Origin of the sequence: Lentzea pudingi (assembly GCF_014646255.1) — a bacterium.
Classification (GTDB): Bacteria; Actinomycetota; Actinomycetes; order Mycobacteriales; family Pseudonocardiaceae; genus Lentzea; species Lentzea pudingi.
In genome coordinates, this window is sequence record NZ_BMNC01000001.1 from 850749 (window position 1) to 875715 (window position 24967).

Genomic DNA, 24967 nt, shown 5'->3' on the forward strand with positions numbered 1-24967 from the left:
TTTCCGAACAGCAAGCGTGGGATCGTGAGATGGACCTGATGCTCGCCCGGTTCTAGCTTGGCCTCATGGACACCTTCTGGGACGACGTCGACCGCCACCTCGTCCGCTACGGCGGCACGTTCACGCGCGAGATCATCGACAGCGCGTCGGGGAGCTTCCTGTTCACCGAGGACGGCCGCCGCGTCCTGGACTTCACGTCCGGGCAGATGAGCGCCATCCTCGGCCACTCCCACCCGCGCATCGTCGAGACGGTGCGGCGCCAGATCGCGAACCTCGACCACCTGTTCAGCGGCATGCTCAGCCGGCCGGTCGTGGACCTGGCAAGGCGGCTCTCGGAGACGTTGCCCGAGTCGCTCTCGAAGGTGCAGCTGCTGACCACCGGTGCCGAGTCGAACGAGGCTGCGCTGCGCATGGCCAAGCTCGTGACCGGCAAGCACGAGGTGGTGGCGTTCGCGCGCTCGTGGCACGGCATGACCGCCGCCGCGGCCGCCGCGACCTACAGCGCGGGCCGCAAGGGCTACGGCCCCGCCGCGCCCGGCAACTTCGCCATCCCGGCCCCGTCCGGCGACTGGCAGGCGCAGCTCGACCTGGCGTTCGACCTGATCGACGCGCAGTCGGTCGGCTCGCTGGCCGCGTGCATCGTCGAGCCGATCCTCTCGTCCGGCGGAATCCTCGAACCACCGCTGGGCTACTTCGCCGCGTTGCAGGCCAAGTGCCGTGAGCGCGGGATGCTGCTGATCATGGACGAGGCGCAGACCGGCCTGTGCCGCACGGGCAACTGGTACGCGTTCGAACGCGACGGCGTGGTGCCGGACATCCTGACGCTGTCGAAAACCCTCGGCGCCGGGCTGCCGCTGGCCGCCGTCATCACGTCCGCCGAGATCGAGGCGGAGGCGCACGCCCGCAACTACCTCTTCTTCACCACGCACGTGTCGGACCCGCTGGTGGCCGCCGTCGGCAACACCGTGCTGGACGTGCTCGTCGAGGAGCGGCTGGACGAACGGGCCGCGAAGCTCGGAGCGTTCCTGCGCAACGGGCTGGAGGACATCGCCTCGCATCACTCGCTCGTGTCGGACGTGCGCGGACGTGGGCTGCTCGTCGGGCTGGAGATCGCGGACGAGTCGCTGTCCGCGCCGATCACCCAGAAGTGCCTGGACCTGGGGCTGCACATGAACATCGTGCAAATCCCGGGGATGGGCGGGGTGTTCCGGATCGCGCCGCCGCTGACCGCCACGGAGGAGGAGCTGGCGCTGGGCCTCGGCATCCTGGACGAGGCGATCGGCGCCGCCTGACCACTTGGCCATCCGCCTCGGTCCGAAGGTCGAGGCGGATGGCCGGTGCTGGTCCTACGATCGGTCGGGTGGGGGACAAACACACCAGAACGCTGGTCATCGTCACCGTCGCCCTGTGCGTGCTGGTCTTCGTGGCCACCGGGCGGACCATCGGCCTCGACCGGGCGTTGCACCTGGTCAGCGGCAGGGGAGTGGGCGAGACCTGGTTCGAGAACCCGCTGTACCTGATCGTCGAACCCGCAGCCGTGCTGGTGCTGGTCTTCACCCACGCGTGGCGGTCACGGGTGCTGCTGGCCATCCCGTCGATCGCGATGCTCGTGGCCGTGGTCGAGCACGCCGCGTTCTACCGTCCTCACACGATGTTCTCCCGCGCCGACGCGGTCCAGCTGATGCTGATCCTGTGCGCCGTCATGGCAGTCGGCGGGCTGTTGTTGCGGATGAGGGAACGGTCGCGGGTCGCGTTGGCGGCGGCAGCGGAGGAACGGGCCAGGCGCGACGAACGGCTCGACATGGCCCGCGAACTGCACGACGTGGTGGCCCACCACGTGACCGGCATGCTGGTGCAGGCGCAGGCCGCGCTGGTGGTGGCGGCGCAGGACAAGGACAAGGCCTGCGCGATGCTGCCGGGCATCGTGGACGGCGGCACGGAGGCGTTGGGGGCGATGAGTGCGATGGTGAGAACGTTGCGGGACAACGGAACCGCGACCGCGACCACCGACCTCACCGCCGACCTGCACCAGCTCGCGGAGAAGTCCGGGCTGCCGGTGCTGGCGAACATCGAGCTGGCCGAGGTGCGGCCGGAGCTCGGCCGGTCGGTGCTGCGGATCGTCCAGGAGGCGCTGACCAACGTCCGCAAGCACGCCTTCGACGCGACGCGCGTGGAGGTGGACGTGCGGTCGACGAGTGAGGTCCTGCTGCTGTCCGTTGTGGACAACGGCAGGACGCGTCCGGCGCACTCGGGCGGCTTCGGATTGGTGGGAATGAGGGAACGGGTGAGTGAGCTGGGCGGGCGGTTCTTCGCGGGCGCCACGGGTGACGGCTGGCTCGTCACGGCCGAGCTGCCGCTGGAGGTGCGCGCGTGATCTCCGTGCTCATCGCCGAGGACCAGGACATGGTGCGCGCCGGGTTCCGGCTGATCCTCGAGTCCCAGCCCGACATCAGCGTGGTCGCCGACGTCGCGGACGGGGTCAGCGCGGTCCAGCAGGCTCGCGCGCTGGAACCGCAGGTGTGCCTGGTGGACGTGCGGATGCCGGGCCTCGACGGCCTGGAGGTCACCCGTCAGCTCGCCCCGCACACCCGCGTTGTGGTCGTGACGACGTTCGACAGCGACGAGGTGCTGAACAAGGCGCTGGACCTCGGCGCGTGCGGGTTCCTCACGAAGGACGCGTCGCCGGGGTTGCTGGCCGAGGCGGTCAGGTCTGCGGCTCGTGGCGACGTTCTCGTGTCGCCGCAGGTGGTTCTGCGCGTGTTGCGGCGGTCGACGCCTCCGGTCGCCTCCGCTGATGCTCACGTGTTGAGCGAACGTGAGCTGGAGGTTGTGCGGCATGTCGCGAAAGGCTTGAGCAACAACGAGATCGCGGCCTCGCTGAAGGTTTCCGTGTCGTCAGTCAAGGCCTACCTCGCGTCGGTGCAGACCAAGGTCGGGGCGCGCAACCGCGTCGAGATCGTGGCGTGGGCGTTCCGCGCGCACGTGGTGGCCGGCTGACCATGGCCATCCGGCCAGTTCCGCCGCTGTGACTGCCTCAACGGCCATGATCTCGGTGCTCTCCGGCCGATCCTGCGGCACTGCTCGGCCCAGCAGAGTTCTGTGTTGTGAGAAACCTCTGGGGCGCAACGGTTGCGGGTCTGCTCGTCTGGGTCTTGGTGCGGAGCTTCGGCACCGGCGTGATCGACCTCCGCGTCTACCTCGCGGGCGGTGAGGCGTGGCTGGCCGGCACCGACCTGTACACCGCGAACTTCCACGCCTACCGGGGTTTGCCGTTCACCTACCCGCCCTTCGCGGCGATGGTGTTCAGCGTTCTCACGCCACTTCCCCTGGCCGCCGCGGCACTTCTGTTCACGGTGGTGGGCATCGGCCTCTTCACGGCGGCCGCCCGCACGTTCGCCGGGTTCGGCCTGATCGCGGTGTTCCTGCTGCTCGAACCCCTGCGCATCAGCCTCGACCTGGGGCAGATCAACCTGGTCCTGATCGGGCTCGTCGCCCTGGACTGCTTGCTGCCCCGCACGTTCTGGCCGCGCGGGATGCTCGTCGGGCTGGCCGCCGCGATCAAGCTGACCCCGGCGATCTTCGTGCTGTTCTTCCTGTGCCGCGGGCGATGGCGGCCCGCGCTGACCGCCGTGGCGACGTTCGCCGCCTGCGCTGTGCTCGCACCTGGGCAGGCGAAGCAGTTCTGGTTGCACGCGATGCTTGACCCGGAACGTGTCGGTGGTCTCGCGTACAGCGCGAACCAGTCGTTGCGCGGCTTGCTGTTCCGGCTCGGCGCACCGGAGTTCTGGTGGTTCGTCGCGGTGGCGGCGGTGCTGGCGCTGACCGTCGTGGTGCTGCCGCGTCTGCGAGATGACCTGACGGCTCTGGTGGCCACTGCGGCAGCCGGGTTGCTGATCTCGCCGGTGTCCTGGTCGCACCACTGGGTGTGGATCGCGCCGGCGCTGGTGTTGTTGCGGGGCAGGGCGCGGATCGCAGTCGCGGTGGTGTTCGCGGTCGGCCCGCACTGGTTGATGCCTACGGCGGGGGACAAGGAGCTGGGGTGGACCTGGTGGCAGCACGTCGTCGGCAACACCTACGTCTGGCTGGGTCTCGCGTTCCTCGGCTGGTGCGCCGTGCAGGTCGGGCAGAGGTGGCTGGACGGGGTTCCCGCCCGGGTCCCCGTCCAGCCACCGGTTTAACGCGCGAACTGGAACCAGTTCACGTTCGCCAGGTTACCACCCGTGCCACCGGTGGCCACCAGGTAGAGCCGGTGCACACCGGTCGCGCCGGACGCGGCCGACGTGCGGCTCGTCCACGTCTGCCACCCACCCGTGCTCGCCGCCGAGACCGTTGCGACCAGAGGCCCCGTCGGGCTGTCGAGGCGGAACTGCAGGGTGCCGCCGGCGGTGGAGCCGGACGCGATCCGCGTGGTCACCGAGGTCGGCGGCGTGGCACCGAAGTCGACGTCCGCGTAGGCCACGTGGTCGCCCGGCGTCAGGTAGCCGACGTTCTGGCCGCAACCCGAGTCGGTGCACCGCTCGACCTGCGTGCCGCGCTGCTCGTCGTAGTACGACGCGCCGATGATCCCGTACGCGTTCTGCGTGGCCGGGAACTGCGAGCCGAAGCCGTACGCGAACAGGGGAGCCTTGCCGTCGCCGACGTTGATCGGCTGCTGCGAGGCGCTCTGCATCCACGTGAACGGCAGCGTGCCCGTCGGCTTGTGATCGCCGAAGAGCACGTCCGCGACGCCGTTGCCCTCGGTGCCCGGCAGCCAGGCCGCGACCAGGGCGTGCCACTGCGGCAGCTGCGCCGCGATGTCCAGCGGGCGGCCGGACACGAGCACCACGACGACCGGGACACCGGTGGCGCGCAGGGTGTTCAGGGTCGCGATGTCCTCGGCGTCGAGCCCGAGGCTCCCCGCACGGTCGCCCGCTCCCTCGGTGTACGGGGTCTCGCCGATGACGGCGACCGCGGCCTGGTACGTGCCGTCGATGCCGGTGCCGTTGCGGTTGTACGTCACCGTCGTGGACGACGACACGGCGCTTCGGATGCCCTGCAGCACAGTGGTTCCCGGCGTCACCGGACCGCTGCCGCCCTGCCAGGAGATGGTCCAGCCACCGCTCTGGTAGCCGATGTTGTCCGCGCTCTTGCCCGCCACGAAGATCTTCGACGAGGTCTTCGGCAGCGGCAGCACGCCGTTCTGGTTCTTCAGCAGCACCTGCGACTTGCGCACGGCCTCACGGGCCAGCGCGCGGTGTGCGGCGTTGCCGACGGTCGGCGTGTACGAGCGGTCCGTCAGCGGCTTCTCGAACAGGCCGAGCTCGAACTTCTTGGTGAGGATGCGGCGGTTGGCGTCGTCGATGCGCGACATCGGCACGCGGCCCGCCTGCACCTCCTGCTTGAGGAAGGTGATGAAGTTCCGCCACTCGGCCGGCACCATGACCATGTCGAGGCCGGCGTTGATCGAGTCGCGCACCTCGGCGGCGGTGAAGCCGGGCTGGCCGTCGATCTGGTCGATGGCGTTCCAGTCCGACACGACGAGCCCGCTGAAGCCGAGCTCGTTCTTCAGCACGTCGGTGATCAGGTACTTGTGGCCGTGCAGCTTCGTGCCGTTCCAGCTGCTGTAGGTGATCATCACCGACCCGACGCCCTTGGCGATGGCGTCGCGGAACGGCGGCAGGTGCGTCGCGCGCAGCTCGGCCTCGCTGACCTGCGTGTTGCCCTGGTCGGTGCCGTTGGTCGTGCCGCCGTCACCGATCCAGTGCTTGGCCGTCGCGAGCACCGAGCCGGGGTCCGACAGCTTCGCGCCCTGCAGACCGGTGATCATCGTCGTCATCGACGTGGCGTCCTGCGGCGTCTCGCCGAACGACTCGTAGGTGCGGCCCCAGCGGTCGTTGCGCGCGACGCACAGGCACGGCGCGAAGTCCCAGTCGATGCCGGTGCCCGACACCTCCTCGGCGGTGGCGCGGCCGATCCGTTGCACCAGACCCGGATCACGCGTCGCGCCCAGACCGATGTTGTGCGGGAAGATCGTGGCGCCGACGACGTTGTTGTGGCCGTGCACGGCGTCCACGCCGTAGATCATGGGAATTCCCAGCGGCGTGGCCATCGCCGCGCGCTGGAAGTTGTCGTACATGTTCGCCCACGACGTGGCGTTGTTCGGCGAGGGCGCGGAACCGCCGCCGGACAGCAGCGACCCGATGCGGAAGTTCGTGAGGTCGGCGTTGCTGACCGAGTTGCGCTCGGCCTGCGTCATCTGCCCGACCTTCTCGTCGAGCGACATGCGGCCCAGCAGGTCGGCGACCCGCGCCGGGATCGGCTGGGTCGGGTCCTTGTAGATCGGATCGGCCGCGGCGGCCGTTCCGGTGGGGATGACGGCGGCACCGAGCAGAAGTGCGGCCGCGAGGAACTTTCTCACAGGGCGGACCTCCGGGGACGAGGGCCTGTTTACCTTGCGGCACAACAGGGTTGGCCGGAGCGTAACCTGCGTTCACGAAGTGGTATAGACCATCGGGGAACCGGAACGAGTACCGGTTCCCCCGCTGGTCCTATCGGCACCAGGACAGAACCGTCTCGGCGAAGTCGGGGAACTCCGCCCGCGCCGCCGCCAGCACCTCTGCGGGCGTGCGCGGCTCGATCCCGGAGTACTTCTCGGCGACGGCACGCAGGTCCGCGTGCGGCACCCCGCTCTCCGACCCGAACTCGACGGCCTCCTGCGGCCCCACCCCGCCCGCGAGCAACCACAGGAACTCGCTGAGGCTCGTCGCGACGGGCCCGACCTCACCCTCCGACCCGAAGAACATCACGGGCTGCGCGGTCAACGGCCCCTCGCGCACCAGCCACAGCACCGCGAGCCCGCCCGTGCCGTCCTTCCCGAAGAGCCGGAACTCGGCGCCGTCCAACTCCTTGTTGCCCGTCCACGACCTGATCCAGTCGGTCGTGTCCTGCGCCGACTCGAACTCGTCGTACGGCTCGTAGTCCATGTTGCCCGGCGAGGGCTCGTCGGTCTTCTCGTCGTACTCCCACGGGAAGTCGATGCCGCTGAGGGCGGCCAGCGCGGCGGGGAAGGCGCGGTCGTCGGTGATCTCCACGCGCGAACGCTACTTCAACCCGCACGCCCTCGAGAGCGGCAAGGGGGAGGTGCTCGCCCACGTCGCTAAGTGACGCGCCGCTACCCGTGTGATGGAAGATTTGGCGGCCCTCCTGGCCGTAGCTTGGACTGACGGGGAGGGCGGGACCAGTGCGAAATGTGATGTCGGGCAGTGCGGGCCGGGTGGTGCAGGCGTCGTCGATCGGCACGGTGCACCTGCACAACCAGGAGCCTGTACCCGTGCCGTTCCAGCTGCCGCCAGCGCCGCGCTGCTTCGTCAGCAGGCAGGACGAGCTCGCGGCGCTGGAAGGCTGGCCGTTGCTGGTGATCAGCGGTCCGGGCGGGGTGGGCAAGACGTCGCTGGCGCTGCGGTGGCTGCACGACCGGCGCGCGGAGTTCCCGGACGGGCAGCTCTACGCCGACCTGGGCGCGCACTCGCCGAACGGGCCCGTCGCGCCCGAGGACGCGCTGGAGTGGTTCCTGCACGCGTTCGGGATGCGGGACGTGCCGGGGACGCTCCCGGCCAGGCAGGCGTTGTTCCGCTCGGTCACCGCCGGCCTCGCCTTCTCCGTGCTGTTAGACAACGCCGTGTCGTCCGCGCAGGTCAGGCCCTTGTTACCGGCCTCGGGAACAGTCGTGGTCACCAGCCGGTGGCGGCTGAGCCCGCTCGGCACCGACGCCGCGCGCTTCGTCGAGGTCGCGCCGCTCGGGCAACGGGACTCCGTGCGGCTGCTCGAAGAGCTGGTCCAGGACGACCGGCTCACCGCCGAACCCGACGCCGCCGGGGAACTGGCCAGGCTCTGCGGCGGGCTCCCGGTCGCGCTGTCGGTGGTCGGCGCACGGTTGTCGGCCCGGCCGCGGCGATCACTGGGACGGGAGTTGACCGAGTTGCGCGACGACCGGCTGCCGGAGCTGGACGACGACGCTTCGGTCGCCGCGGTGCTCGATCGGTCCTATGTGGACCTGCCCGTCCGGCAGGCCCGCCTGTACCGGTTGTGCGCCTGGTTGCCCGGGAACGGCTTCGGGTCCGAGGCGGCAGCGGCCGTGGTGGGCGGACGGGTGGGTGACGTCGCGAAGGACCTGGAAGAGCTGGTGGAGAAGAACCTGCTGTCCGAGATCGCGGACAACCGGTTCCGCTTCCACGACATGCTCCGCACCCACGCGCGCACCAAGGCCGACCCGACCTTGCCGGACAGCCTCCGCCGGGTGATGGAGTGGTGCGTCGCGTCCGCGGTCTCCGCTGACCTGGCCCTGATGCCTGGTCGCCAGCGGATCGGCCCGGCCTACCGCGAGGCTGTGCCGATGGCGGACGGCGCGGCCGCCTGGCTTGAGCTCGAACGGAGCAGCCTCGTCGCTGCCGTGAGGTGCGCGCCAGAACACGGCCTGTCCGATCTGGCCTGGCAGCTGTGCGAGGCGATGTGGCACCTCTTCATCAAAGGCCACCACTACGCGGACTGGGTCGAGACCCACCGGGTCGCCATCCCGGCGGCACGCCAGTCGGGGAACCCGGTCGCGGCGGCGAGGCTCGGCACCCGGCTCGCGATGGCCTACCTCAACCTCGGCCGCTACGACGAGGCCACGGCCGAGCTCGAGGCCGTGCTGGCGGCGGGCCTCGGTGACCCGGTGAGCGAGCCGTCGGCGCTGTCGTTGCTCGGCCGGGCCCACCTCGAACGCGGGGACCCGGCGGCCGCGCTCGACTGCTACCGGCGGGTGCTCGGCGCGCGGAACGAACCCGGTCGTGAGCGCGGTGTTGCCATGGCGCGCCGGCGGATCGGTCAGGCGTTGATCGAACTGGGCCGGGCGGACGAGGCGATCGAGGAGCTCGAACTGGCCGAGTCGTTGCTCACCGATCCCGTCGAACGGGCGCGGGTGCGGACGTTCCTCGCACGGGCCTGCGCCGACACCGGTGAGCGCGACCGCGCGAGGTCGTTGCTCGACTCGGCGAGCAACGACCTGCGCACGTCACCGTTCGACCGCGCGGACGCCCTGGTGCTGCTGGGCACGCTCGCGGACGACCACGAGCAGGCCCGGGAGCACTACGGCGCCGCGCTCGCGTGCTTTCCCGATCCGTCCGACCCTGCCGCCGTCCGCGTACGGGACCTTCTGGAACGGCACGAGCACCGCCTCGCAGCCGACGTGATCCCCGAGCAGCAGACCGGCGAGCAGCACCGCGACCCCTGCTGACGGCACCGGCGGGCACACCAGGACGTCCGCGATCCCGAGCCACCGGGCCGGCGCGCGGCCGACGTGCGCGACGAGCAGCTCGCCGGCCCGCGTGACGCCGTCAGGCACGGTGCACCGGAACCGGTTCGGCGGCGCACTCCCGGTCCGGTTCGGCCAGCTCGAGCAACCGGTACATCGTGCGGCGCAGCACCGCCGCCGCTCCACCGGGCCGGGAGCTGATCGTCAGCGGCACCCGTCGTGCCTGCCGCGCCACAGGTTCGGCGAGGTCCAGCGGGGGCGCCGATCCGGCCAGTCGATCGGCGAGGCTGTTCGTCCTGACCTGCGGTGTGCGGGCGAGGACGACCGGTATTCCCGCTGCAGCGGAATACTGCGTCACGGAGCCGTGGTCACCGACGACCGCGTCACTCGCGACGATCATCGCCCGCCAACCTTCCTCCGGCGGCACGATGATCAGGCCTGGGCAGTCGGCAAGCCATGCCCGCACCTGCCACGCGCCGTGCACCTGCCAGATGTTGGGGTGCAGGACCGCCGCGGTCCGGGTCTGCCGCGCCAGCGCGCGGTAGAAGGGGAGCAGGCTGCCGAACGTCGACCTCGCCGTCCACGTCGAGGTGATCGTCACGAGCGTCTCGCCCGGCGCGATGCCCGCGGCGGCCCGGTAGCGGTCGCGGAACGGCAGACTCGCTGTCAGCCGGTCGAAGCAGATGTCACCCGCGACCACCGCGTGCGGCACCGCTTCGGGACAGGCCTCCGACAGCAGCGCGAGTTCGTCGTCCAGCGCCAGCACGATCGCCGCCGGCACCACCCGGCCCGCTCGGGTGAGCGAGGCCCGGTCGAGACCGTGACCGTGCAGCCGCCGGGACTTCGCCGCGCTCGCGCCGTGCGGCAGCACCATCACCGGGCCGTGCACCAGGTCCGTGCCGCGATGGCTCGCGGCGACGACGAGGTCGAACCGGTGCCGCAGAGCGTTGTCCCACGGCGTCGTCGCCAAACCCCGTGCCGCGACGAACTCCTCGGTGCCGGGCGGCGATCCGGTGGGCACCGTGCACACGACCTGCACCCGTGGATCGGCCGCGAGCAGGGGCAGCACGTCCATCAACCGCGTGCCCGCCACGAGGTGCGGCACCATCACGAGCACCTGGCGGCAGTCCGGCACGGTCACCCTGCGCTCGGCGCCGAGCCCGAACGGTTCCCACATCACGCCACCTCCACCGGGTCACCGGAGGAGCAGTCGAAGACCGGCACGTCGTCCCGCCGCACCGGCTCGTGCGCCGCGTGCCTGGTCATGATCAGCACGAGGTCGGCCGGCGCGGAGACGGGCTGCGAGACGAGCGTGGTCCCGTTGTCCAGCAAGAGACTCGGCACGTACGGGTCGTGGTAGGCCACGTCCGCCTCGCCGGACAGTTCGTTGATCACCCGCACCGCGGCGGACTGCCGGACGTTCGCGGTGTCCGGCTTGTAGGTCACGCCCGCGACGAGCACCCTGCTGCGCCGCAACGGAGGCAGCCCGCGCGCGGCGAGCGCCTCCCGCAACCGGTGCACGGTGTGCGCGGGCATGGCGTCGTTGACCGCGATCGCCGCGTCGACCACCGGCGAGTGCAGGCCGTGCCGGCGGGCACTGGCCGTGAAGAACCCGGCCGACACCGGGATGCAGTCACCGCCCGCACCCGGTCCCGGCCGGTGCCGCAGGAACCCGTACGGCTTGCTGCCGGCCGCCTCCAGCACCTCGTCGACGTCGACCCGCTGGGCCCGGCACAACGCCGCGAGCTCGTTCGCCAGCGAGATGTTGACCATCCTGAAGGTGTTCTCGAAGATCTTCACCAACTCGGCCGCACGGGTCGAGCTGACGGCCACGACCCGGCGCGCGACCCGGCTCACGAACCGCACCGCGAGTTCCGTGCACCGCGGCGTGTAGCCCGCGACGACCCTCGGAACCGTGTCCACGCCGACGTTGCCCGGGTCCGTGCGCACCGGCGAGTGGGCGAGGTGGAAGTCGAGTCCCGCGCACAGTCCGGACACGGCCGCGATGCGCGGCAACACCACTTCCTCGACCGTGCCCGGCGCACAGGTGCTCTGCACGATCACGAGCGCGCCGGGCCGCATGGCCTTGGCGACCTCGTCGGCAGCCTGTGCGAGCAAAGACACGTCGAGCCGGCCGTGCCGCCCGGCAGGCGTCGGCACGCAGAGGACGTAGACGTTCGAGTGCGGAATTCCCTGCGTGCTGTGCCGCAACAAAAGCCGCCCGCTGGCCAACGCGGAATTCAGCTCCTGCTCGGTGACCGTCGTGAGTCCGCAGCCGGGCCGTTGCTCGCTGATCTCGCGAACCCGTTCCGCACTCGCGTCCACGCCGAGAACGGTCAGGCCCGACCTCGCGGCCGCGACGGCGGTCGGCAATCCGGTGAAGCCGAGTCCGATGACGGTGATGTCGATGATGTCCACAACGCACCTCCCAAAGGTTTGTGGACACCAAGGTGCGGTGCGACATTGCCCGAAAGCCTTTCCGTGGCCTGCGAGTTCACTGAACGCGCTGGTGAAACGCTGTGGTGGCGCAAACCTGGAAGCGTTTCCATGCGTGCTGTACTGCCTGCGGTTTCAGGGTGCTTTCAGTACGCCGATCGGGCTTCGAATGCGCAACTTCGCTGGAAAGCCCCCTTGGTTGGGAGCACACTGCTTGCGGGAGAGATGCACCTGGCGAGGGGTGGCGCGGGTGGAGATCGCATTCAGGATTCTCGGGCGCACAGGCCTGAGGACGGCAGACGGCTTCGTCCACGACTGGGGGAAGCCGAAAGCCCGTGCCGTTCTCGCGGTGCTGTTGTTCCACGCGGGCAAGCCGGTGCCGGTGCGCACGCTGGAGAAGTGGGTGTGGTCGGGCGACGGGCCGAGCAATCCCTACCCGACCCTGCAGACCTACGTCGCCCGCATCAAGGCCGCGCTGCGCGACGCAGGCCTGCCGGGAGTGATCTCCAATGTGGAACGCGCCTACCAGCTGGACGTGGACAGGTCGTCGATAGATCTGTACGCCTCGATCGAACTGGCGCGGAAGGCGAAGGCCGCGGCCTACCAGGCGTCACCCGACCTGGAGAAGGCGTGCGCGTTGTCCGAACAGGCGATCGCGTTGTGGAGCGGCGAGCTGTTCGCCGATCTCGACAGCGACCTCGCGTGCGAGCGCCGCGACTCGTTGGTGCGTTACCACTACCTGCCGGCCATGAACGGACTGCTGTACGGGCTGGGCAAGCTGGGCCGGTTCGAGCAGATGTTGTTCCACCTCAACGAGATCCAGCCGGAGCACGACCTCGACGTCCTGCTGGCCCGGCACCGGCTGGTGGCGTTGTTCGGGCTGCGCAAGAGGGTTGAGGCGGCGCAGTACCACGTGAGCGTGCGACGCCGGATCGTGGCGGAGATCGCCGACGGCTCCGAGGCCGAGCTCCTCCGGCTCTACGAGGAACTGCGCTCGCGGCACGACCAGCAGAGCACACCTTCGAATGCCGGCCCGCGCCCGAGGTACCTGCCGCACGGCGCCGACGCGTTCACCGGGCACGAGACCTTGCTGGCAGAGCTCGACAACCTCGTCCTCCCGCACCCGCGACCACGGTTGGTCGCGCTCGACGGGCCGCCGGGCGTCGGGAAGACGACCCTCGCGCTGCACTGGGCGTCGTCGGTGCGGGACCGGTTCGCCGACGGCTACTGGTTCGCGTCCCTGGACGGCGTGGCGCACGGCCCCCGCGTCGAGGCCGGCCAGGTGGTGAAGGACCTGCTGGCCGAGTTCGGTGTCGCGGCCGACTCGATCCCGTCGCTCGAGGCCCGCACGGCCCGGTTGCGCGAACTGCTGGCCAACCGCTGCATGCTGGTCGTACTGGACAACGTGGCGGACACGAGCCATGTGCGCGCGCTCCTGCCGGCCCTGTCGACCTGTTTCGTGCTCATGACGAGCCGAGCCCGCCTGAGTGAACTGGTGGTCCGGGACCGGGCCCGCTGCCTGACCGTCGACCCGCTCGGCGAGGACGAGACCGTCGCGTGGCTGCGCAACCGCCTGGGCCACCGGGCTTCCGCGGCCCCCGGCGGGGTGGTGAGGCTGGCGGCCCTGGCGGACGGCATGCCGCTCGCGATGGAACTGATCGGCGAGCAGGTCGCGGCCCAGCCACGGCGTTCGCTGGAGGACTTCGTCCGCGTGCTCGCCTCGGGCCGCGCGTTGCTGTCGCTGAGCAACGGATCCTCCGGCAGCATCCGGAACGCGTTCGAACTGTCCTATCAGAACTTGAGCGAGGAGCAGGCCACGCTGTTCCGGTTGCTCGGCCTGCACCCGGTCCGTGAGGTGTCGCTCGACATCGTGGCGGCACTGGCCGGAGTCGACCGCGAGGACGCCCGTCACCTGGTCGACTCGTTGGTGTGGACCCGTTTGGTCGACTCGACGGACGGCGACCGCTACCGCATGCACGATCTCATCCGCGAATACGCGGCGGAACGAGCGGAACGCGACGAGCCACCGGCGGAACGTGCCGCGGCCGTGGGCAGGATGCTCGCCTGGTACACGCACACGGTGCACAACGCGGACCGCTGCGTCGTCGGCTTCCGCGAGGAGGTGCCGATGCTGGACCTGCCGCCCGGCGTGAACCCTCGTCACTTCACCGACGAGGACGACGTCGCCCAGTGGTGCCTGCAGGAGGAAGCCGCCCTGGTCGGCGTGATCAAACACGTCGCCGACCCCGAGCACATCTGGCGGCTCGCCAACTCCGTGGGCGAGCTCTTCATGCGCTACCTCCGCAACGACACCGTCGTGGCGGTCATGGAGGCCGGCGCAGCGGCCGCGCGCGAATGCGGCGAGATCGGCACCGTGGTGGACACGTTCCAGAACGTCGGCTTCGTCCACATGACATATCGGCACGACCACGAGTCCGCCGATCGTTGGTTCCGCGAGGCGCGCGCGATCTTCGGCGACCGCGACGACCCCGAGACGCTGGCCGTGCTGCTGCGCAACGAGGCCGAGTGCGTGCTGCAGGGCGCCCACAACGTGCCCCGCGCGATCGAGATGTACCAGCAGGCTCTCGCGTTGGCGGTCACGGATGACACGCGGGCGGGAATTCTGCACCGGCTCGGCGTGGCGTGCAGGGCGGGCAACCGGCTCGACGAGGCGGCTTCGCACCTCTACCAGGCACTGCACCTGCGGGAGAGACTGGGCGACGGCCTCGGTCAGGCTCGCAGCCGCCTCGAACTGGCCCAGCTCGCGTTCGACCTCGGCGACTCGTTCGGTGCCAAGGCCAGCTGTCACTTCGCGATCGGGTTGTTCCAGCAGGCCCACTCCGGTGCGGGGGAGGCGCGGGCGCTGACGTTGCTTGCGGCGATCGTCAAGGCGGACGACCTGGAGTTGGGGCGGTACTACGCGAACCGGGCGATGGAGCTGTCGCGTGGCGTGGACCGCGAGGTGGAAGCCGTCGTCAACGACGTGGCCGGCCAGATCGAGTGGCGGGCGGGGCAGCGGGAGCTGGCGGTCGAGCGGTGGCAGGCCTCGTTCTCCGCGTTCCGGGACATCAGCGACCCGAGGGCCGACGCGATCGCGGTGCATTTGGACGAACTCGCTCAATTCGTGCAACCCGAGGTACCTCTGGGACGTCTTCCATCTCAGACGGGCGTGGCCCAGGACCAAGAACTTCTGGGCGGCTTGGAATAGCCATTCATCATGCCGGGTGTCATTCATTTCGGTGGCACGCACACGGGCAGTGTTCATTCAGCGGCGAATCGCCACCAAAATCTGACACGAGCCAGTGGTGGATCATGATAAATCGATTTCACGGGACGCCGTGCGTAGCCCTGAGTAGCCCGCCGCAGGTGGCGAGCACGGGGCGTGAGACGATCATCAACGTCGGGGGAGAACCGCAACCGACGATCAGAACGGAAAAAAGTGAAGAACTTTCCTGTTACCGCGCGAGCGGTGATGTGGACCGGGCTCGGCGCCGCGGTTGTAGCCGCGGCTGCCGAGTGGCCGACCCTGGGCTACAACGCTTTGGCACTCGTTCACAGCCTCTGGTCGATGAAGTTCGGCTGATCCTCTGGCCTGTCGTCACCGCGCGAGCGGTGGCGGCGGGCGAGGCAGCACCTCTCCAGCTCCGACTCGGACCGCATCCGGGTCGGAGCTTTTATATTAGCGCTCTCCGCGTGGTGTGGAGTAATTTTCTGAATTGTTGGCCTGATGGTAGTCCGTTTAAGATCGATTGACGAAAGTAAAACATCGGATCGGCCGATGAACGGTTGTCCACAAGTGCTGCGGCGATAGCGCATTCGCATCAGTCCGAATGCTCCGTCCGCCGGGTCTTCGTGAGCAGGCTCGACACGCGCTTCGGGCCACCGTTCAGCAGCTTGCATCCGGTACCGGCGTACGGGTTTACCGTCGGAGGCATGGAGGAAGCAGTGGACTGGGTGCCCCGGGCCTGCACGTTGCCGACAGCGGAGAAACCGTTCCGCGTGGCCGAGTTCGACGAACTGCTGGACGGCGCCGCACGCCACCGTCCACAGAGGACACGGCTCGTACTCGAACTGGAGCCACGGCCGGAGGTCGCGGCACGTGCGGCGAACTTGGCGGTGCGGGAGACGGGCTGCTGCTCGTTCTTCACGTTCGAACTGACGGCGACCGGCGACGGGCTGAGCCTCGCGATCTCGGTGCCCGCCGCGCACGCCGAGGTGCTCGACGCGTTGGCGGCGAGGTGAGCATGCGCACCGGGGAGGTCGCCGAGGCGGCCGGGGTGAACCGGGAGACGCTGCGGTACTACGAGCGCGTCGGTCTGCTCGCCCGGCCGGAGCGCTCGCTCGGCGGGCATCGGCTGTACCCGCCGGGGACGGTGGCGGTGATCCGCGTGATCAAGGCGGCGCAATGGCTCGGGTTCACCCTGGACGAGATCGCCGGCCTGCTCTCGACCGGGTCTCGCCGTCCCGGTCTGCGGGACCGCGCCGAGGTCAAGCTCGGCGAGGTGGAGGCGAGGATCGCGGACCTGGAGACCGTCCGCGACACGTTGCGGGTGGCGATCTCCGCCGGGTGTGACGACCTCGTGGTCTGCTCGCACACGCCGTCCTGCCCGCTGCCGATATCGTCCTGATCATCTGATCGGGAGGGTGTCTTGCCGGGGTTCGTCGCGGGGATGGAACGTCACCAGGTCGCCGTCTACCTCGGCGCACTGGCCGCGGGCGGGCTGGCCGGCTGGACCGCGCCGGGCGCCGGGCCGGTCCTCGAACATGTCATCAACCCCGTGCTGGCCGCCCTGCTGTACGTGACGTTCCTGCAGGTCCCGGTGGCGGAACTCGGGCGGTCGCTCAGAGCGGGCCGGTTCCTGGGGGCCGCGCTCGTCCTGAACTTCGTCGTGGTGCCGCTGGTCGTGGCGGCGCTGTTCGCGTTCTTGCCCGACGATCAGGCCGTCAAGGTCGGCGTGCTGTTGGTGTTGCTCACGCCGTGCGTCGACTACGTGATCGTGTTCAGCGGATTGGCCGGTGGGGACAGTCGCCGCCTGCTCGCCGCCACGCCGTTGCTGCTGCTCGCGCAGATGGTGCTGCTGCCTGCTTATCTGTGGCTCTTCCTCGGTTCCGGCCTGGCCGTTGTCGAACCCGGGCCGTTCGTCGAGGCGTTCGTCGTGCTGATCGCGATCCCGCTGGCGCTGGCGTGGCTCACCCAGACGTTCGCGGCGGAGCGGTTCGCCGGGGCTGTCGGCACGACGATGGTGCCGTTGATGGCCGCGACCCTGTTCACGGTGGTCGCGTCGCAGGTGCCGAAGCTCGGCGGCGACCTGGCGCAGGTCGTGCGCGTGGTGCCGTTCTACGTGGCGTTTCTGGTGATCATGGCCTTCGCCGGGCTTGTCGTTGCCCGGATGTGGGGCCTGGACGTGGCGTCGAGTCGCGCGATCGTGTTCACCGGGGCCACGCGCAACTCGCTGGTGGTGCTGCCGCTCGCGTTGGCGCTGCCCGGCGACGTCGCGGCCGTCGTCGTGGTGACGCAGACGCTGGTCGAGGTGGTCGGCATGGTCATCTACGTGCGGGTGGTGCCGCGGTTGGTGCCGTGACGCGGCGGGCCAGAAGTTGCCAGCTCGCGACGAGGTCGTCCACCTCGAATCCCGGCTCGTCGTCCTCGGACTGCAGGTAGAGCAGGATCGGGCCTTCCAGCGCGGCCACGAGTTGCAGCGCGAGTGCGCCGCTCTTGGCGTCGTCCGGGCGCGCCTCGGCCAGGAGCACCTGGACGTGGAACAGCATCGGGCTCCTGCCCGGCACCGGCCGGCCGATGTCGAGCGCGGCGCGGGCCAGGGTGGTGTGCGAGACCAGGAACTCGATCCGGGCCCGTCCGAAGGCGAGCAGTCGTTCGACCGGTGGCGCTCCGGGCCCCAGTGGAGGAGGCCCGGAGATCAGCTGCCGCTGGAAGTGCTTCTCCTCCTCGTCGAACAACGCGTGGAAGATGCCCGACCGGGTGCCGAAGCGGCGGAACACCGTGCCCTTGCCGAGGCCCGCGCGTTCGGCGAGGCCGTCCATGGTGACCCGGTCGGCACCGAGTTCGGCGACCATCTCGCGTGCGACCTCGACCAGGTGGGCACGGTTGCGCGCCGCGTCGGCCCGTTCCTCACGGTGCCACGACAGCGCGACGGGTTCCACGGTCCTTACGCCTGCTGCGCGGCGAGCTGACGGTCGCGCAGCGGCGCGAGTGCGCTGCTCCAGGCGACGAGCTCGTCGAACATCGTGGACAGCGTGGACACCTGGAAGTCCGACGGCTGGAACTCGCTGAAGTTCTTGAACTCGGTGAACATCGACAGCGACACGCTCGTGCGCACGTCGGCCATCTTCAGTTCGCCCGCCACGAGACGAAGGTGCTCCACGGCCCGTGCGCCGCCGACGCCGCCGTACGACACGAAGCCCACGGCCTTGTTGTTCCACTCGGCGAACAGGTAGTCGATCGCGTTCTTCAGCACGCCGGACGTGGAGTGGTTGTACTCGGGCGTGACCATGACGAAGCCGTCGAACTCGGCGATCTTCGCCGCCCACGCCTTGGTGTGGTCGTGCTGGTACTGGCCCATCGCCGGCGGCATCGGCTCGTCGAGGTGGGGCAGCGGGAAGTCCTTGAGGTCGACCAGTTCGAACGTCGCGTCGGTGCGCTGCTCCGCGTGCCCGGCGACCCACTTCGCCACCTGCTCGCCGTTCCGGCCGGGGCGGGTGCTGCCGATGATGATCCCGATGTGCGTCATGTCGTGAGGTCCTTTGCCGAGTTCAACTGAAGCGGACTGTACCCCGCTTCTCAAAGTGGACTGTACCCCGCTTGTGTTGGATCGGCTCCATGCCGTGGGTCACAACGGCCGTCAGAGGCCGTGCTGGGTGGTCGGCAGTCCGGTCAGGAATCGAGAAGCACCGGTCCCGGGGTGACGCCTAGCGTTCCCGGCATGACCTCATTCGACGCGATCACCCTCGAAGTGGCCGACCTCGCGGCCTCCGAACGCTTCTACGCCAACGCCTTCGGGCTCGGCTCCCGGCTGCGGCTGCGGGCCTCGGGGGAACCGGCGACCGGCTTCCGCGGGTTCACCCTGTCCCTCACGGTGGCGCAGCCCGCCGACGTCGACCTGCTGATCGGCGGCGCGCTCGACGCCGGCGCGACCGTGCTGAAGTCCGCCGGGAAGTCCCTGTGGGGCTACGGCGGGGTCGTGCAGGCGCCGGACGGCACCATCTGGAAGGTCGCCACCTCGGCGAAGAAGAACACCGGCCCGGCGACCGGGCGGATCGAGGACGTCGTGCTGCTGCTCGGCGCGACGGACATCGCCGCGAGCAGGCAGTGCTACGTCGACCAGGGGTTCACCGTCGAGAAGAGCTTCGGCCGCATGTACGTGCAGTTCGCCGCGGCCGGATCGGTGAAGCTGGGCCTGTACCGGCGGCGGGCGCTCGCCAAGGACGCCGGGGTGGCGCCCGAGGGCTCCGGCTCGCACCGGGTCGTCCTGCACGGCGCCGGCGAGTTCACCGACCCGGACGGGTTCGCGTGGGCGTCAGGGCAACCGGCCGGCCAGCTCGGCGCGTGAGCGGATGTCGAGCTTCGTGTAGACCTTGCGCAGGTGGTACTCGATGGTCTTCGGGCTCAGGAACAGGGCGGCGGCGACCTCGCGGGTGGTCTTGCCCTCCGCGAGCAGCAGCGAGACCTGCAACTCCTGTGGCGTAAGGCTTTCGCCCGGCGTCCTGCGCTGGATGGTCTCGCCGGTGGCGCCGAGTTCGATCGCGGCGAGGTCGGCCCAGCGCGCGGCCCTCAGGTTCTCGAACGTCTCGAGCGCGGCGTGCAGGTGCGGCCGGGCGTCCACCCGCCGCCGGGCGCGGCGCAGGCGGGCACCGTAGGCGAGCCTGGTGCGCGCGGTCTCGAAGTCTTCCAAAGTCCTTTCGTGGTAACCCAAAGCCGCCTCGAAATGCTCGTCGAAGCCGTCGCTGACCACACCCAGCGTCCGCTCGGCGCGTCCCATCGCCCACGGCTGGCCCTTCGCGGCCGCCTCGGCCCGGTAGCGCCGCGCGACCCGCACCGCGTCGTCCCTCCTGCCGAGTCGCACCAGCGCGTCGGTGAGTTCCGGCGCAGGCGACAGGTCCGGGCCTCCGCGCGGGCGTCGGCGACGATGCGCCTCAGGCGGCGCCGGAGTCCGCGTCGCGCAGGTACAACGGGCCGATCATCAGCCACGACAGCCTGCGCCGGTCATCGCGGAGCAGGCCGGACTCGGTGAGCAGGGCGACCGCGGCTCGGATCTGGTCGGCGCCGCCCTGGTTGGCGAGGATCCGGGCGACGCCCGCGGCCATCTGGCCGAGGCCCCGCGCTGTTGAGGTTGTGACGTGGTCCAGCAACGCCTCGATCTCGTGTGCCAGCTCTACTCCGGTGGTGGTGTCGCCTGGGTAGAAGCAGGTGTTGACGGCGTTGGCCAGCAGGACCACGGCCGCGTTGGGGTCGGGAGAGTCGGCTGCGGCGATCCGGCAGAGGTCGCGGGCCCTGGTGACCGCCGCCCGGCGCCCGTTCATCTACGTGCCGCTGCGCCACCACTTCGAGCAGAACTTCCACGTACGGCACCGGCTCGAACGCTATGGAGCGGGCCGGTGCATGACGTACGAGGAGGTCTCCGACCGCGACGTGCTGGCCGAGGAGATCGGCCGCGAGGTGAGCTACCGCCGCGTCGAGACGGACGGCGCTTCCCGGGCCGCGGCCCTGCTCGCCGAGTTGCTCTGAGGAGGGTCAGTCCGTCGAACGGTCGTCGGCCGCCGCGGTCTGGGTGATCACGGCGACCGTCTGCTCCAGCCCGCGCTGCACCTCGTCGCCCTGCGCCTCCCGGACGCTGTGCAGGCTCACCGTGATGCGCGACCGCCCCGGCGCGACCTCTTCGATCTGGAGTTCGCCGTGGTAGTCGTCCGGGCCCTCAGCACCCCACTCGAGCGTCCGCCGCTCGGCGTCCGGCCGCACCCACGCCTCGCCCTCGACGTGGTGGCCGTGCACCTCGGCCTCCACGTGCACCTGCTCGCCGCCCTCCGGCTCGGCGGCGGTCATCTGCGGGAAGTAGCGGGGCAGGTTCCGCGGCTCGGCCAGGAACCCGAACAGGGTGTCGGCCGGGATGTCGGCTTCAGCTGAGTGCGTGTACGTCGTCATGGCGGTCGGGGTACCCGGTCTTCTGCCTGGCGAACACGTCCCGCGTCCTAGCCAGATGTTCGTGCCATCCGCGCTGGTCACGCCGGAACACGGGCACGACGAACGCCCCGCCGACGTACAGCGCGACGACGGCCAGGTCCCACCAGCCGATGTCGACGAGCGGCGACACCACGGCCGCGTAGGCCATGAACCCGGTGAAGCCGAGCAGTTCGCGCAACGCGAGCTGGAACGGGTTGGCGCGCGACCCGTCCTGGGCGCGGATCCGGTAGTGCAGCAGCACTCCGCCGATCGTCAGCCCGTTCGCCGCGGCCGGCAGCACCACCCGGAACGCCACGAGCACGCACACCGCCCACCGCGGATCCGAGTCGAGCACCAGCTTCGCGATCACGATCACCAGCACGAGCTCGGAGATCAGCCCTAGGATCCGGCGCGGCACGGTGACGGTCTCGACCGGCGCGCTCGCCTCGTCGGACGAGGGCACCCTGGGCACGACGAACGCGGCGGGAGCCATCATCCAGCCCAGCAGGCCGCCGAAGGTGTTGGAGATCAGGTCGTCCACGTCGGCGATCCGGTAGGGGCACGGGTAGAAGCCGAGGTTGCCGGTGTACTGCACCACTTCGACGGCCAGCGAGATGCCCAGGCTGATCGCGATCACGGCGAGCGGTCCCTTGCCGTACGCCTTGCGCAGCACCACACCCAGCGGCACGAACAGCGCGACGTTGAACAGCTGCTGCAGGAACGCCTGCGACTTCACCATCGCGAGGACGCCGGAACGCCCGCTCGCGGCCATGTTGTTGCTCATGTCGGTCACCCACTGGAAGGGGACCGTGGACAGCATCTGCTCGCCCGTGCACAGCTTCGACACGTCCGACGGGAACGGCAGGAAGATCAGCGCCAGCGCCACGAGCCCGTAGGCCAGCAGGCCGTAGAGGACGAACGCGCGGCGCGGCTCGACCCGCCGGAAACGGAAGTAGTGCAACAGGACCAGGGGGAGGAGAACCATCAACCCGACACCCACGAACGCCAGGAAACCGGTCCGGGCGGTTTCCCAGTACGACGCCATCATGTGCGGACCAATGCCCGCTCACGTCCGGCGGCAAACCTTGATCGGGGAAGTTGGGGCGAACGGCTCAGCGGCGCCGTGCGAGGTAGACGGTGTTCGTGGAATCGGTGCCCTGCAGGGGATTGGGGAAGCTGACCACCTCGGCGCGCACGTCGGTGAAGACGGCCGCGAGGGTGTCGGTGTACTCGGTCTCGGGCGGGTCGTTGGACCAGAGCGCGAAGATCCCGCCGGACTCGAGGAGCCCGGCCAGGCGGTGCGCGCCCTCGACGGTGTAGAAGTCGGCGTTGGTGGGATGCAGCAGGTGGCGCGGGGAGTGGTCGATGTCGACGATGATCGCGTCGAACTCCCTGCCGGGCGTGGCTGCGTCGTAGCCCTGGCCGGAGCGGGTCAGCGCGAAGAAGTCACCGTGCACCAGTTCGCACCGCTCGTCTGCCGCCAGCGTCCTGCCGGCGGGGATGAGGCCCTGCTGGTGCCACTCGATGACCTCGCCGAGGGCGTCGACCACCAGCAGTGAGGCGACGTTCTCGTGCTCCAGGACGGTCTGCGCGGTGTAACCGAGCCCGAGGCCGCCCACCACGACGGTCAGGTCGTCGCCGGGCAGCTCCGCCAGCGCGAGGTTCGCCAGTTCCACCTCCGCCACGGTGAAGAGGCTCGACATCAGGAACTCCTCGTTGAGCTTGATCTCGTGGATCTCCCTGCCCGTGCCGGGTTCGAGCCGGCGGCGCAGGGTCAGCTCGCCCAGCGGGGTCTGGCGGTGGTCGAGTTCCTGGAAGCGCGCACTCATGCGACGGCACGGTACCTCGTGGACACGGACGGGTGAGCGGGCCGGTCAGCCGGCGAACCGGAACCGGGACGACGACCGGGCCGAGTGGACGCTGGAGCACGGCGACGAGCGCCAACCGCAGGCGGCAGCTCACTCGAAGGAGCAGCCGGGGTTCGGTGCGCTGACCGCGAGCGGGTTGCCCACCGGGTTGCGGTAGAGCACCTCCAGCACCAGCGGGGCGTTCGTCAGGTTCCGTCCGATGTGGACGTACCCGGTGCCGTGGCGCTCGTTGATGAACTGCCCGGGCCCGTACACGCCGTCGACCGCGCACGTGAAGTCGTTGTGCGTCAGCACGCCTTTCGTGACCACGCCCTTCACCGGTCCGGGGTGGTAGTGCCAGCCCGTGGACCCGCCCGGCGCGATGGTGATCTCCCTGACGACGTGCTGGGTGCCGCCGACGGTCTGGTCGAAGATCGTGACGGCGCTGACCCCGCGGCCCGGTGTCGCGCCCGCGACGGCCGGTGCCGTGGCGGCCGTCAGACCGATGACCGCCGTGATCAGCGCGAGCCGGCTGAACGTGCGCATGGGGTGTACCTCGCTGTTCGGAGAGTTCTAGGCGCGGGTGCGCTCGTAGTGCCGCGCCACCCTGGCCCGGTTGCCGCACACGTTGGCGGCGCACCAGACCCGGCGCCTGTTCTCGGCCAGGAACATCATCGAGCAGGCCGGGTTGGCGCACGCCCGCAGCCTGCCCAGCCGTTGGGGATCGGCCAGCAGCCGGATCGCCTCTCCCGCGATCGCGGCCAGCGCCGGGTGGCCGTCGTGGTCGTCGTGCCACCGGACCTCGGCACGCGCCTCGGAGCCCCAGCCGTCGAGCCGGGGGCTGGTGGGGACCGCGGCGGCGACGGCGTTGAGGTCCGCGATCCGCGCCGGGTCCGGCGTGCGGCCGGTCAGGTGGGCCTCGAACAGGTCGTGGAGCAGCGAACGGAGCCGGCGGGTCGCGCTGGGCGGCGGTGGCGGCCCGGCGGGCAGGCGGCCGGCCTGCAACGACCACCACTTCGCGTGGTCGGTCTCGTCGGCGATGAGGTCCTTGACCGGGTCGAGGCACAACGCCCGCGTGTCCACCAGGTCGAGCGCGACGAGCGGCTCGGCACCCATCGGGAACCCCGCCGCCTGGAACTCGGACAGTGTCGTGGCCACGCCTCTCCTAACGGTTCCAACCTCGGTTGAGACGTTAGCAGATTCTCGTCTGCAGAGCTTGCGCCCCAAAAACTAACGCGTATACGGTCGAGTTATCCATTAGATCGAACCGAGGAGAACGACATGCCCGCGATCTGCCACCGCCACGTCGAGGTCGACGGCCTGAAGGTGTTCGTCCGGGAGGCCGGTGACGGGGACAGGCCGACGATCGTGCTGCTGCCGGGCTACCCGTCCAGCACCCGCGCCTACGTGCGGCTGATCGACCGCCTCGCCTCGTCCTGGCACGTCGTCGCCATCGACTACCCCGGCTTCGGCTCGTCCGACCCGCTGCCCGGAGAGCCGACGTTCGAGCGGCTGGCCGCGGTGACGGGCCAGGTCATCGACCTGCTCGGCATCGGCGACTACGCCGTCTACATGTTCGACTTCGGCTCCCCGGTGGGCTTCCGGATCGCGCTCGAGCACGACCGGCGCGTCCACGCCGTGATCACCCAGAACGGCAACGCGTACGTCGAAGGGCTCGGCCCCGACATGCAGGGCCTGAACGGGTGGTGGCACGACAGGACCCAGGACCAGGACGCGGTCGACTGGGTCGTCAGCCTCGAAGGCACCCGGCACCAGTGGCTTGCGGGCGCGAAGGACCCCGCGCACATCGACCCGGAGCAGGCGCTGGCCGACCAGCAGGTCCTCGACCTGCCGGGCCGGGCCGACTACATGAAGTCCCTGCTGTGGGACTACCAGACCAACATCGGCCGCTACCCGTCCTGGCAGGCGTGGCTGCGCGAACGGCAGCCGGCGGTGCTCGCGGTCTGGGGCCGCCACGACACGTTCTTCGTCCCCGCCGGAGCCGAGGCCTACCGCCGCGACGTGCCCTCCGCCGAGGTCGTGCTGCTCGACACCGGGCACTTCGCCCTGGAGGAGGCGGCCGACGAGATCGCCGGGCACGTGCACGCGGTGCTGGCGAAGACCTTCGCCTGACGCTGCAGCCGGATGTGCGTGTCCTGGCGCGAGAACGGCGTTGGCGGAGAGTTCGTCGCCGCCGAGGTCGTCGTGCGCGAGCCTCTCGTGACGGTCGCGTGGTGG

25 protein-coding genes and 1 pseudogene are annotated in these 24967 nt (G+C 70.0%); 12 read left to right on the forward strand and 14 right to left on the reverse strand.

Annotated features, from left to right (window positions below; genetic code table 11):
* Nucleotides 1–65: 65 nt before the first annotated feature.
* From IEY88_RS03850 to IEY88_RS03865, 4 genes are all read left to right on the forward strand, one after another.
* Nucleotides 66–1292, forward strand: coding sequence for an aspartate aminotransferase family protein (locus tag IEY88_RS03850; protein ID WP_189153120.1), 1227 nt, complete (start codon nucleotides 66–68; stop codon nucleotides 1290–1292).
* 68 nt (nucleotides 1293–1360) lie between these two features.
* On the forward strand, nucleotides 1361–2374 hold the full coding sequence (locus IEY88_RS03855; RefSeq protein ID WP_189153121.1) for a sensor histidine kinase: 1014 nt from the start codon (nucleotides 1361–1363) through the stop codon (nucleotides 2372–2374).
* Nucleotides 2371–2997, forward strand: coding sequence for a response regulator transcription factor (locus IEY88_RS03860; RefSeq protein WP_189153122.1), 627 nt, complete (start codon nucleotides 2371–2373; stop codon nucleotides 2995–2997). The genes IEY88_RS03855 and IEY88_RS03860 overlap by 4 nt, the downstream gene beginning before the upstream one ends.
* Before the next feature lie 107 nt (nucleotides 2998–3104).
* Nucleotides 3105–4178, forward strand: a complete 1074-nt coding sequence (locus tag IEY88_RS03865; RefSeq protein ID WP_189153123.1) for a glycosyltransferase 87 family protein — start codon at nucleotides 3105–3107, stop codon at nucleotides 4176–4178.
* On the opposite strand, the gene IEY88_RS44025 is transcribed toward IEY88_RS03865, so the two are convergent.
* The 3 genes and pseudogenes from IEY88_RS44025 to IEY88_RS03875 form a co-directional block, all read right to left on the reverse strand.
* On the reverse strand, nucleotides 4175–4564 hold the full coding sequence (locus IEY88_RS44025) for a carbohydrate-binding protein (RefSeq protein WP_229693126.1): 390 nt from the start codon (nucleotides 4562–4564) through the stop codon (nucleotides 4175–4177). The two genes, IEY88_RS03865 and IEY88_RS44025, sit on opposite strands and share 4 nt — an antisense overlap.
* Nucleotides 4565–4588: 24 nt before the next feature.
* Nucleotides 4589–6397, reverse strand: a pseudogene (locus tag IEY88_RS03870) (glycoside hydrolase family 3 protein); the annotation flags it as partial.
* A gap of 130 nt (nucleotides 6398–6527) precedes the next feature.
* Nucleotides 6528–7070, reverse strand: a complete 543-nt coding sequence (locus IEY88_RS03875) for an SMI1/KNR4 family protein (protein ID WP_189153125.1) — start codon at nucleotides 7068–7070, stop codon at nucleotides 6528–6530.
* Between the two features lie 149 nt (nucleotides 7071–7219).
* Between IEY88_RS03875 and IEY88_RS03880 the strand changes: the two genes are divergently transcribed.
* Entirely contained in the window at nucleotides 7220–9253 is a 2034-nt protein-coding gene (locus IEY88_RS03880; protein ID WP_189153126.1) for a tetratricopeptide repeat protein, read from the forward strand.
* 100 nt (nucleotides 9254–9353) lie between these two features.
* On the opposite strand, the gene IEY88_RS03885 is transcribed toward IEY88_RS03880, so the two are convergent.
* On the reverse strand, nucleotides 9354–10448 hold the full coding sequence (locus IEY88_RS03885) for a hypothetical protein (RefSeq protein ID WP_189153127.1): 1095 nt from the start codon (nucleotides 10446–10448) through the stop codon (nucleotides 9354–9356).
* The gene (locus tag IEY88_RS03890; RefSeq protein ID WP_189153128.1) at nucleotides 10448–11689 is read right to left on the reverse strand and encodes a nucleotide sugar dehydrogenase; all 1242 of its coding nucleotides are present in this window, start codon (nucleotides 11687–11689) and stop codon (nucleotides 10448–10450) included. The genes IEY88_RS03885 and IEY88_RS03890 overlap by 1 nt, the downstream gene beginning before the upstream one ends.
* A 268-nt stretch (nucleotides 11690–11957) precedes the next feature.
* On the opposite strand from IEY88_RS03890, the gene IEY88_RS03895 reads away from it, so the two are divergent.
* The 4 genes from IEY88_RS03895 to IEY88_RS03910 all read left to right on the forward strand — a co-directional run bounded on the left by IEY88_RS03895 (nucleotide 11958) and on the right by IEY88_RS03910 (nucleotide 17289).
* Nucleotides 11958–14915, forward strand: a complete 2958-nt coding sequence (locus tag IEY88_RS03895) for an AfsR/SARP family transcriptional regulator (protein ID WP_189153129.1) — start codon at nucleotides 11958–11960, stop codon at nucleotides 14913–14915.
* A 725-nt stretch (nucleotides 14916–15640) separates the two neighbouring features.
* Entirely contained in the window at nucleotides 15641–15949 is a 309-nt protein-coding gene (locus IEY88_RS03900; RefSeq protein WP_189153130.1) for a hypothetical protein, read from the forward strand.
* Between the two features lie 2 nt (nucleotides 15950–15951).
* Nucleotides 15952–16335, forward strand: coding sequence for a MerR family transcriptional regulator (locus IEY88_RS03905; protein ID WP_189153131.1), 384 nt, complete (start codon nucleotides 15952–15954; stop codon nucleotides 16333–16335).
* A gap of 42 nt (nucleotides 16336–16377) precedes the next feature.
* On the forward strand, nucleotides 16378–17289 hold the full coding sequence (locus IEY88_RS03910) for an arsenic resistance protein (protein ID WP_189153540.1): 912 nt from the start codon (nucleotides 16378–16380) through the stop codon (nucleotides 17287–17289).
* On the opposite strand, the gene IEY88_RS03915 is transcribed toward IEY88_RS03910, so the two are convergent.
* On the reverse strand, nucleotides 17252–17869 hold the full coding sequence (locus IEY88_RS03915; RefSeq protein WP_229693056.1) for a TetR/AcrR family transcriptional regulator: 618 nt from the start codon (nucleotides 17867–17869) through the stop codon (nucleotides 17252–17254). The two genes, IEY88_RS03910 and IEY88_RS03915, sit on opposite strands and share 38 nt — an antisense overlap.
* 5 nt (nucleotides 17870–17874) lie before the next feature.
* Nucleotides 17875–18456, reverse strand: a complete 582-nt coding sequence (locus IEY88_RS03920) for an NADPH-dependent FMN reductase (RefSeq protein ID WP_189153132.1) — start codon at nucleotides 18454–18456, stop codon at nucleotides 17875–17877.
* Between the two features lie 192 nt (nucleotides 18457–18648).
* Between IEY88_RS03920 and IEY88_RS03925 the strand changes: the two genes are divergently transcribed.
* Nucleotides 18649–19275, forward strand: coding sequence for a VOC family protein (locus IEY88_RS03925; protein WP_189153133.1), 627 nt, complete (start codon nucleotides 18649–18651; stop codon nucleotides 19273–19275).
* Here the strand turns inward: IEY88_RS03925 and IEY88_RS03930 are convergent.
* Together IEY88_RS03930 and IEY88_RS03935 are read right to left on the reverse strand one after the other, a co-directional pair.
* Nucleotides 19243–19788, reverse strand: coding sequence for a helix-turn-helix transcriptional regulator (locus tag IEY88_RS03930; RefSeq protein ID WP_189153134.1), 546 nt, complete (start codon nucleotides 19786–19788; stop codon nucleotides 19243–19245). The two genes, IEY88_RS03925 and IEY88_RS03930, sit on opposite strands and share 33 nt — an antisense overlap.
* Before the next feature lie 70 nt (nucleotides 19789–19858).
* Nucleotides 19859–20245 carry a hypothetical protein gene (locus IEY88_RS03935; RefSeq protein ID WP_189153135.1) on the reverse strand — a complete coding sequence of 129 codons (387 nt, stop codon included), beginning with the start codon at nucleotides 20243–20245 and terminating at the stop codon, nucleotides 19859–19861.
* On the opposite strand from IEY88_RS03935, the gene IEY88_RS03940 reads away from it, so the two are divergent.
* Complete coding sequence (locus IEY88_RS03940; protein ID WP_189153136.1) at nucleotides 20220–20450, forward strand: hypothetical protein; 231 nt, start codon at nucleotides 20220–20222, stop codon at nucleotides 20448–20450. The two genes, IEY88_RS03935 and IEY88_RS03940, sit on opposite strands and share 26 nt — an antisense overlap.
* Before the next feature lie 6 nt (nucleotides 20451–20456).
* On the opposite strand, the gene IEY88_RS03945 is transcribed toward IEY88_RS03940, so the two are convergent.
* From IEY88_RS03945 to IEY88_RS03965, 5 genes are all read right to left on the reverse strand, one after another.
* Nucleotides 20457–20864, reverse strand: coding sequence for an SRPBCC family protein (locus IEY88_RS03945; protein ID WP_189153137.1), 408 nt, complete (start codon nucleotides 20862–20864; stop codon nucleotides 20457–20459).
* Entirely contained in the window at nucleotides 20839–21867 is a 1029-nt protein-coding gene (locus IEY88_RS03950) for a VanZ family protein (RefSeq protein ID WP_189153138.1), read from the reverse strand. Before IEY88_RS03950 ends, IEY88_RS03945 begins: the two co-directional genes overlap by 26 nt.
* 127 nt (nucleotides 21868–21994) lie before the next feature.
* Nucleotides 21995–22711 carry a spermine/spermidine synthase domain-containing protein gene (locus IEY88_RS03955; protein ID WP_189153139.1) on the reverse strand — a complete coding sequence of 239 codons (717 nt, stop codon included), beginning with the start codon at nucleotides 22709–22711 and terminating at the stop codon, nucleotides 21995–21997.
* Between the two features lie 129 nt (nucleotides 22712–22840).
* Nucleotides 22841–23275, reverse strand: a complete 435-nt coding sequence (locus tag IEY88_RS03960; protein WP_189153140.1) for a cupin domain-containing protein — start codon at nucleotides 23273–23275, stop codon at nucleotides 22841–22843.
* Nucleotides 23276–23302: 27 nt separating this feature from the next.
* Nucleotides 23303–23887 carry a CGNR zinc finger domain-containing protein gene (locus tag IEY88_RS03965; RefSeq protein ID WP_229693057.1) on the reverse strand — a complete coding sequence of 195 codons (585 nt, stop codon included), beginning with the start codon at nucleotides 23885–23887 and terminating at the stop codon, nucleotides 23303–23305.
* Nucleotides 23888–24010: 123 nt separating this feature from the next.
* Here IEY88_RS03965 and IEY88_RS03970 point away from each other — a divergent pair, with 123 nt between their 5' ends.
* On the forward strand, nucleotides 24011–24862 hold the full coding sequence (locus IEY88_RS03970) for an alpha/beta fold hydrolase (protein ID WP_189153141.1): 852 nt from the start codon (nucleotides 24011–24013) through the stop codon (nucleotides 24860–24862).
* Nucleotides 24863–24967: the final 105 nt, after the last annotated feature.

What these genes read in the sequence shown, in the direction of transcription:
- IEY88_RS03910 (WP_189153540.1), top strand. Translation starts at nt 16,378, where the DNA reads ATGGAACGTCACCAGGTCGCCGTCTACCTCGGCGCACTGGCCGCGGGC.
- IEY88_RS03850 (WP_189153120.1), top strand. Translation starts at nt 66, where the DNA reads ATGGACACCTTCTGGGACGACGTCGACCGCCACCTCGTCCGCTACGGC.
- IEY88_RS03885 (WP_189153127.1), bottom strand. Translation starts at nt 10,448, where the DNA reads ATGTGGGAACCGTTCGGGCTCGGCGCCGAGCGCAGGGTGACCGTGCCG.
- IEY88_RS03920 (WP_189153132.1), bottom strand. Translation starts at nt 18,456, where the DNA reads ATGACGCACATCGGGATCATCATCGGCAGCACCCGCCCCGGCCGGAAC.
- IEY88_RS03950 (WP_189153138.1), bottom strand. Translation starts at nt 21,867, where the DNA reads ATGGTTCTCCTCCCCCTGGTCCTGTTGCACTACTTCCGTTTCCGGCGG.
- IEY88_RS03945 (WP_189153137.1), bottom strand. Translation starts at nt 20,864, where the DNA reads ATGACGACGTACACGCACTCAGCTGAAGCCGACATCCCGGCCGACACC.
- IEY88_RS03925 (WP_189153133.1), top strand. Translation starts at nt 18,649, where the DNA reads ATGACCTCATTCGACGCGATCACCCTCGAAGTGGCCGACCTCGCGGCC.
- IEY88_RS03960 (WP_189153140.1), bottom strand. Translation starts at nt 23,275, where the DNA reads ATGCGCACGTTCAGCCGGCTCGCGCTGATCACGGCGGTCATCGGTCTG.
- IEY88_RS03970 (WP_189153141.1), top strand. Translation starts at nt 24,011, where the DNA reads ATGCCCGCGATCTGCCACCGCCACGTCGAGGTCGACGGCCTGAAGGTG.
- IEY88_RS03905 (WP_189153131.1), top strand. Translation starts at nt 15,952, where the DNA reads ATGCGCACCGGGGAGGTCGCCGAGGCGGCCGGGGTGAACCGGGAGACG.
- IEY88_RS03935 (WP_189153135.1), bottom strand. Translation starts at nt 20,245, where the DNA reads ATGAACGGGCGCCGGGCGGCGGTCACCAGGGCCCGCGACCTCTGCCGG.
- IEY88_RS03900 (WP_189153130.1), top strand. Translation starts at nt 15,641, where the DNA reads ATGGAGGAAGCAGTGGACTGGGTGCCCCGGGCCTGCACGTTGCCGACA.
- IEY88_RS03955 (WP_189153139.1), bottom strand. Translation starts at nt 22,711, where the DNA reads ATGAGTGCGCGCTTCCAGGAACTCGACCACCGCCAGACCCCGCTGGGC.